The following is a 7,499-nucleotide window of genomic DNA, read 5'->3' as shown; positions in this document are numbered from 1 at the left end:
GTTTATTTCTCTACATTTGCTATGGTAGGAGCTATTTTTGCTGTAGGGATACCTCTTATAATATATATAATTAGAGAATTGATATCGCATTGGAATGACCCTGTAGTGAAAATTGATTTACCTAAACCTAACAAAACACAAAGGCTAGCATTATGGGTTATGCTTATAGCTGCTCTTGGCTCTGGAGTACAAGGTTTATTAGGGGCATATGTTATGCACTTATATTCTACGCCTATTTTATATGGTTTAAATCTTTTATCTGTCTTACCATTTAATGTTGCAAGGGGATTGCATATATGGTTAGCTATATATTGGATCTCATTAACATGGATAATGTTTTCATTATTTGTTTTACCTTACTTTGGACTAAATATATCTAGAAAAACAATGATTACTGTCATAATATTAGGTTTATTCACTGCATTAGGCTCATTGTTCGGATTATGGGCAAGTTATCTACAATTAATACCTTCTCCATGGTGGTTTATATTCGGAGCTCAGGGAAGAGATGTAATAGAAGTTGGTTCATTTTGGTTATTATTAATTACTTTTCTTTTAGGTTATGTTTCATATCTATTTTATAAAGCATCAAAAATAACAGTTGATTTGCTTAAACCTTTTGCCAAAGTTTTATCATACTTAATTGCAGGAGATGCAATAGGTATCTTTATCGGCGCATTACCAATAGTAAAGCCTTTTCCATACTTTACTGAAGATGAGTTCTTCAGGTGGATATTTGTGCATGCAAATGTGGAAGGTTTCTGGCCGGGTATTGTAATAGCTGTGCTTGCATTACTATTGGTTTTACAAGGACTAATTCCAGCTGGTTTAGCAAAAACTGTTGTAGCTATAGATGCTGTAACAGAGGTACTAACTGGTATGATTGGTACAGCTCATCACTATTATTGGACAGGTTTCCCAGTGGTATGGATGTATATAGGTGCTATATTAAGTGTTTTAGAGGCTATCCCATTAGGTATGGCTATGGGTTATGTAATTTTAGCAGCTAGAAGAAATAAAGGAAACAAATTAAACCAGTTCCAAAAGACCTTAATAACATTTGTTTTATCTGCAGGAATAGGTGGAAGTGTAGGAGTAACAGTTTTTGGAGCAGGTTTAATTAATGCTCCTATAATTAATTACTTTACTCATGATTTGCAATTTACTATGGCTCACGCACACTTAGCATTTCCATTAGCCTATGGATTACCAACTATATTAATGTGGGTCGTAGCCTATACTTTATCAGGAGGATTTAATGAAAGAGATCTAAAATATTTAGGAGTAGCATCTGTTGTTTATACTATAGGATTTTATTTACAAGCATTAATTTCTTTATTACCATTAGGCATACTGCAATGGATTTACGAACTTAAATATGGATTTTGGTATATAAAAACATTGACAACACCTAATGGCCGTTTGGGGTTCTGGAATATTCAAATAGTTCAGAATTTAATTTGGTTAAGAATGATTGGTGATCTGGTCGCTGCATCAGCGATAGCTATAATAATATTATTGATGTTGGTTAGATTCCCTAGATCTATAAAGTATTAATGGTTAATCTCCAATAAATAATATTATTTTTGTAACTGGTTAAATGTTGGTGGGAAAATTTCATTTAATATTTTTAATATAGTTAAATTTATATATTACATTAATTTTTAATAAATTGGTGAAACAAAGTTGGGTGCATTAGCTAGCACAGCTATGAATACTCTTTTTTGGGAAGCCGGTGTTATGACTTTAATTATAGGCTTTGTTAATATGGGTGTTGGTGGAGCTAAAAATAATCCTAAAGATTTTGGAATAGTTATATTGAGCGGCGCGATAATGGAAACTCTTGCATTAGCCTTTGTTATTCAAGACGCTGCTGTATTTGATGCAACCGTTGCTGCTGCTTTTGTTTTGTTGCTATGGATGATATCGATAGCATTAATATTAGGCGGAACTAACATGTATATTATACAGCATGCTCTATGGTTTACTGGTATAATATTTGCTATGTTTGCTACATACACTGCCATACATGGTTTAATTTTCATTTCTATTATATTATATTTCTTAGTCCCTGTAACGGTGTTTTTATCAATTCATGGCTATACAGGCAAAGCTACTTATGCTAAAATAGCTGGAATATTTTCTGCTATAGATGGTTTTCTATTTTTAATATTAGCCTTTGCTGGATCAATTGGATATGTATTACCATAATTTTTTTAAAATAATATTTTTTTAAAATAATATAAAATTTAAAAAATTTAAATTTTTAAAAATGTTTATAATTTATGGTGTTCAATTTGAATAAAGAAAAAATAGCAGGATATCTTATATTTGTTGGAGTAGCTCAATTTTTTATATTTATGATGATTTCAGAGTCTTTATATCCAGGATATAGTATTTCAAAAAATTATATAAGTGATTTAGGAGTTGGTAGTACTAGTTACATATTTAATACATCAATTATTTTTATGGGCATTCTATTAATTATATCTGCTTTTTTGCTAGAAGGAAAAGTTTTGAAATTATTTTTAATTTTGTCTGGTATCGGTGCTGCAGGTGTTGGATTTTTCCCTGAAGGGTCTCCATACCATCTACATACTATTATGTCATTAATAGTTTTCTTGTTTGCATCTCTATCATCATATGCAACTTTTAAATATAAATCATACAAAAATATATTATGGCCTATAATGGGTACCATTGGGTTAGTATCTTTAATATTATACATTTTAAACATTTATGGTCCTTTTAATTATGGTGGAATGGAAAGGCTTATAGTATATCCTAATTTAATTTGGTCTTTAGGATTTTCTGGTTATTTAATGAAAGTAAAATAGAACAATTCATTTATAATCTTCTTTTTCTATAAATAACGTGAGGTAAATTAGATGCCGAATGCTAGAAGATTATTTACTATAGGAATTGTTATTTTAGCGGCAGCCGTAGTTTTATTATTTATAGTTTCTCCATACTCATTAGAATCTACATTCTCAACCTCAATTAAGCAAGCTCAAAAACAAATTAATTCTACAACATATTTATTAACTCCAAATCAAAGCCTATCTGTCTCTATAAGCCAAGGTAAGTTGCTTGTCTATAATTCTTCGAATCCGTTAAAAATTTTGTCAAATGGACAAAGTATTTCTCAGGCAGGAAGCAATAATATTTGGATAGCTGCCGCAACAACCAATGGAACTATTACACTGATAAACAATTACAGTACTCCAATAAGAGTTGGATACGCAGTAGTGGGAATAGTTTTATGGCCATCATATATTTCAATATTTTTAAGTATTATTTTAGGCGTTATAGGAATAATAATAATAGCATATGGAACTATAATTTCAATTAGGAACAAAGGGAAAGTAACAAACTAATTTAAATTAATTTTTTGATTATATAATAAATGGATAACAGAAGCTGTAAGATTATTAATATATGCATTGTAGTGCAATAAATACATACTGATCTTATAACATATATTTCCAGGTACACTAAATATGGTATAAAAGCTGTTCCTATTATAGACCAAATAAGTTGAGCCAATATTGAATAGCTTGTAAAGAGCATTATTATTGATAATAAAAGACTTATAGTAAAATAAATTATAGCTAAGACATCTAGGTTAACATTGAATTTTATACCAATGTTTAACTTTAGCGAAGAATAAGAACTTTTAAGCACATTTAAACAATTTAACTTAACTCTACTATTATTAACGTTGAAATAACAGGCTGGAGGTGAAGTATTTAGACTATATACGTAATAAAAAGAAGTTAAAGCTGTAGCAATTCCGGCCAAAGATAATATAATGAAAATAATTGAAGGGATTAATTTCAATTTTCTGACCTCCTCTCCGCCCTGAAGGGCGAGGTTTGTCGTTCGCTTTATCACTACAATATTAACATAGAGAAAAGTTTAAAAAAATTTATATAGATAAAATAAAAAAGCATATTTATATATTTAAACTATATATATAATTTGGTGAGATGGTGAGTCAATTTAGTTCCTATGAGGATTTGTTTAAGCCAAAAACATCAGCTTTAATTGTGTGGGATGTTCAAAATATGCTAGTTCAACATATTTTTAATAAAGAACAGTTTATAAATTCTTTAAATAATCTAATAAATTCGGCTAGATCATTAAACATACCCATTTTTTATACTAAAATAACGCCTTTACCAGAAAGATTCGAATCTCCAATTAGAAAGTTTCTAATATCGATATGGAACAGAGGTGGCTCCTGGGGAAGCGACCCTAACTTATATGAACTAGCGGTTAAACCGGAAAAAAATGAAATTGTTATAAATAAAAATACAGCAAGTATTTTTGTCGGAACAAATTTTGAGCTTATGATTAGAAATGCAGGCATAACAACTTTAGTTTTTACTGGAATAGCAACAGAAATTGGTGTTGAATCGAGTGCTAGAGATGCGTTTAATTTAGGTTTTCTACCTGTAATTGCTGAAGACGCTGTTTCATCATCTGATAAGGAATCTCACGAAAGGTCTTTAGCTAATATGAGGAAAATTTTTGTAGTGATGAAATCAGATGAGATAATAAGGTATTGGAATAAAGCTAAAGGTTTATAATTTTTGTTCCTACATCTTCCCCATTTAATGCATTATAGATTTTTTTACCAGATACAATTCTTATATTATTTGATTTTGAATTAAATGCTTTATTTATTTTATTTACAATTCCTCCAGTAACATCAAAGACATCCCTATTTATGACATTTATGTAATGATTTCTCTTTATTTCTCTTATTAAATTGCCTTTTTCATCCAAAACTCCATCTACATCTGTTGCAAAAATTAGGCAATCTGAATTTATTAGATTTGAAATCTGAACAGACAAATCGTCTCCACTAATAATTTTCCCTTCTCCATCAAAAACTGCATCCCCATATGTTATTGGAACTAACCCATTGTTTAAATCATTTATTATTGAAAAGTAGTTGCAGTCATTTGCATTGCTTTTACATATAGTATGCGTAGGATGTAAGGAAGCAGGAATTCCTACATCTATCAATGCTTTTAAAACCGCTAAGGCTAATGTTAGCATAGATTCTTGAATTAATGATGTTGAAAAAGGATCAATTACATTTTTGCTTTTCCTTATTTTTTCAACTTCGTAATGTCCAAAACTTCCTCCACCGTGAATTATAGCAATTTTAGCATTGTTTTCTTTATAGTATTTATATATTTGCAATGCGGAATCATTCAATGAATCCCATTTTACAGTACGCGGTGATGATTTATCTGTAATTAAACTTCCACCAAGCTTTATTACAGCAGACATGCACTTCAATTTTAATCCCTAATAAATTTTAAATGAGTAAAAATAAATGTGTTTAAATGCATATTTTTTCTGCAGTATTGGGCAAACCAGGAACATAAAAGCAATTATCATCAACCCGTAAATCCCATATTATTTGAGAAATTGCATCAGTTATTGGTCTAAATATGTTAAAAATATCCTTAAAGTTATTTGATTCTCTTAATCTAATAGATGCCTCTAATACTGAAATTCCCATGAGATGAGTTAAAGAACCATAAACATCGTTTCCTAATAAATCTCTCGTCAATTTCTGTCTTAATGTAATCATGTTTTTGAATTCAATTGGTAATGTTGTTTTATTTAATACTGAGTTCTCCTCATCATTCCTATATACTACTGCTTTTCCTGTTAATGAAGAATACCTTAACGAGTCTAAAACAGAAGACCATGAAGGATCTTTAACGTTATCAGTTATTCTAGAGAGTTCTGTTATTTCATCTTCATTCAAAACTTCGTTATTATATTTACCTAAAGAATACAGAAGAAGAGAGGTTGTAACAGCATAAAGTCCTGAATAGGTGAAGCCTTCTAAATTGCTTTCTAAATTAATCTTTGCGCACAGATTCTCGTTTAATCCTTCATTTAATTTTTTCCAATAATTTAATATATAGCTTTTTACTTCATTAGGAAAATTATTAAATATTACATCACTATTACTACACTTTTCTACATTTATATTAAAAATAAGCTCCTTAGTTGGAATTGCAATAAAGGGGTTTGATGTTTCTGGTATAGGAAAACCTAAAACAACTGCTGATGAATATGATTTTAGCCTCATTTCGTATCACTTTATCTTCATTTAATAACTGCTATAAATTGCTTAAATTTCCATTTGAAAACGAATTTTAGGCCTTTACTACTCTTGCAGCAGCATAACCTACTACCCAGTCTTTTTCTCCAGTAATATCACCTGAAGTTGCGTGCTTTAATATCTGAACTCTTGAGTTCATCTTTTTACCTAAGTATAATAATGCCCCGACAGGTCCAGGACCACACATCGTTATGTTGTTCTCATCTAATACCTTGAATAACCCATTCACGTCTAATTCCTCAATTTTCTTTAATGCCATTTCATCTTTTTTATAAGTGATATCATAAGGTTCGTAATGATTCATATCACTACTTGCTATATTAACCAAATCTACTCCGTTATCTACAATTAATTTATACAGGGCGTTTGCTAAATCTAAAGACACCTCTTCATTTTGTAACTTAATTACAATAGGTACTATTTTGATGTCATTAAATAGTTGTTGTAAAAAAGGTATCTGCACTTCTACTGAGTGTTCATATAAGTGTGCCTCTTCATCAAAGGTAAAATATTTTGAATAAGAAACAATAAGCCGTGAAACTTCATTATCTATTTCAACATCTCCTAAAGGGGTTTGCCAAATCCCCTCTTTCCATACTGAAGCGTTTTCTCCAAGACCTGTGTGATTAGGTCCTACTATAACAAATACTTTAGGTTTTCCTTCATTTGCTATATTAAAATAACTGTGTGCAGCTATAGGTCCGCTATACATATATCCAGCATGAGGAACTATATATCCAATGCTTTCTTTTTTCCTTTCATTTATTTTTGGTAAATTACCTGGCCCTAGTTTATGCAAATAGCTATTCTCTATTGATTTAATAAGATCGTCTTTATTTAATGGATAAAAAGATCCCGCATGGGAAGCCTGTCTTTTTAATACCAATTATATCACCAATTATTAAATATTGACAAACTTTTATTTCCTTTTCTGAATTTTCATGTTGTTTATTTCCATATAATAATTTTATACATAAATATTGACTTAATTTAAGTTTTAATTTACGTAGCGTAATTTATTATATTAAACTTTATAAAAGCTACAAAAATTATTTTTGTTCTTTTAAATTTTTGGCAAATAACTCATAATTTTCTAATAAAAATTTAATGTCAAAATCTATATTATCTTTTAAATTTTTTAGTTTTATGTAAAAAACCGTGAAACTAATGAAGTATAGAAAACTAAAAAGCATTAATAAAGAAGTATCAGAAATAGGAATTGGATTATGGTCCCTAGTCTCTAATGAATGGGGAGTCAAAGAAGATCCAGAAAAAATATTGAAATATGCATATGAAAAAGGGATAAATTTTTTTGATACAGCAGACATTTATGGAAAAGGAAAAG

General features: G+C 29.7%; 10 protein-coding genes. 6 read left to right on the top strand and 4 right to left on the bottom strand.

What is annotated here, in order from left to right; translation table 11 throughout:
* The 4 genes from RXO53_RS07185 to RXO53_RS07170 all read left to right on the top strand — a co-directional run.
* Nucleotides 1-1,557, top strand: a 1,557-nt coding sequence (locus tag RXO53_RS07185) for a cbb3-type cytochrome c oxidase subunit I (RefSeq protein ID WP_410713549.1), incomplete at its 5' end; no start/stop codon positions are given.
* A 129-nt stretch (nucleotides 1,558-1,686) separates the two neighbouring features.
* Nucleotides 1,687-2,211, top strand: a complete 525-nt coding sequence (locus RXO53_RS07180) for a hypothetical protein (RefSeq protein WP_410713548.1) — start codon at nucleotides 1,687-1,689, stop codon at nucleotides 2,209-2,211.
* A 74-nt stretch (nucleotides 2,212-2,285) separates the two neighbouring features.
* The gene (locus RXO53_RS07175; protein ID WP_410713547.1) at nucleotides 2,286-2,837 is read left to right on the top strand and encodes a DUF998 domain-containing protein; all 552 of its coding nucleotides are present in this window, start codon (nucleotides 2,286-2,288) and stop codon (nucleotides 2,835-2,837) included.
* 51 nt (nucleotides 2,838-2,888) lie between these two features.
* Nucleotides 2,889-3,377 carry a hypothetical protein gene (locus RXO53_RS07170; protein ID WP_410713546.1) on the top strand — a complete coding sequence of 163 codons (489 nt, stop codon included), beginning with the start codon at nucleotides 2,889-2,891 and terminating at the stop codon, nucleotides 3,375-3,377.
* A gap of 1 nt (nucleotide 3,378) precedes the next feature.
* Here RXO53_RS07170 and RXO53_RS07165 read toward each other — a convergent pair whose 3' ends face one another.
* Nucleotides 3,379-3,894: a vitamin K epoxide reductase family protein gene (locus RXO53_RS07165; protein ID WP_410713545.1), complete on the bottom strand. Its 516-nt coding sequence runs from the start codon at nucleotides 3,892-3,894 to the stop codon at nucleotides 3,379-3,381.
* Between the two features lie 98 nt (nucleotides 3,895-3,992).
* Between RXO53_RS07165 and RXO53_RS07160 the strand changes: the two genes are divergently transcribed.
* Nucleotides 3,993-4,592 carry an isochorismatase family cysteine hydrolase gene (locus RXO53_RS07160; RefSeq protein ID WP_410713544.1) on the top strand — a complete coding sequence of 200 codons (600 nt, stop codon included), beginning with the start codon at nucleotides 3,993-3,995 and terminating at the stop codon, nucleotides 4,590-4,592.
* Here the strand turns inward: RXO53_RS07160 and RXO53_RS07155 are convergent.
* The 3 genes from RXO53_RS07155 to amrB all read right to left on the bottom strand — a co-directional run bounded on the left by RXO53_RS07155 (nucleotide 4,579) and on the right by amrB (nucleotide 7,040).
* Complete coding sequence (locus RXO53_RS07155; protein ID WP_410713551.1) at nucleotides 4,579-5,304, bottom strand: isopentenyl phosphate kinase; 726 nt, start codon at nucleotides 5,302-5,304, stop codon at nucleotides 4,579-4,581. The genes RXO53_RS07160 and RXO53_RS07155 overlap by 14 nt on opposite strands.
* A gap of 52 nt (nucleotides 5,305-5,356) precedes the next feature.
* Nucleotides 5,357-6,121, bottom strand: a complete 765-nt coding sequence (locus RXO53_RS07150; protein WP_410713543.1) for a hypothetical protein — start codon at nucleotides 6,119-6,121, stop codon at nucleotides 5,357-5,359.
* 67 nt (nucleotides 6,122-6,188) lie between these two features.
* A complete protein-coding gene (gene amrB / locus RXO53_RS07145; RefSeq protein WP_410713542.1) occupies nucleotides 6,189-7,040 on the bottom strand; it encodes an AmmeMemoRadiSam system protein B in 852 nt (283 codons plus the stop codon).
* 281 nt (nucleotides 7,041-7,321) lie between these two features.
* Here amrB and RXO53_RS07140 point away from each other — a divergent pair.
* The coding region (locus RXO53_RS07140) for an aldo/keto reductase (RefSeq protein WP_410713550.1) at nucleotides 7,322-7,499 on the top strand (178 nt) is incomplete at its 3' end.

Source organism: Caldisphaera sp. (assembly GCF_046536515.1).
Classification (GTDB): domain Archaea; phylum Thermoproteota; class Thermoprotei_A; order Sulfolobales; family Acidilobaceae; genus Caldisphaera.
Note: the sequence above shows the minus strand (reverse complement) of the source record. Positions and strands in the feature narration are given on the sequence as shown.

Excerpts from the sequence above, each read along its gene's own strand:
- RXO53_RS07175 (WP_410713547.1), top strand. The coding sequence starts at position 2,286 with ATGGTGTTCAATTTGAATAAAGAAAAAATAGCAGGATATCTTATATTT.
- RXO53_RS07170 (WP_410713546.1), top strand. The coding sequence starts at position 2,889 with ATGCCGAATGCTAGAAGATTATTTACTATAGGAATTGTTATTTTAGCG.
- RXO53_RS07155 (WP_410713551.1), bottom strand. The coding sequence starts at position 5,304 with ATGTCTGCTGTAATAAAGCTTGGTGGAAGTTTAATTACAGATAAATCA.
- RXO53_RS07150 (WP_410713543.1), bottom strand. The coding sequence starts at position 6,121 with ATGAGGCTAAAATCATATTCATCAGCAGTTGTTTTAGGTTTTCCTATA.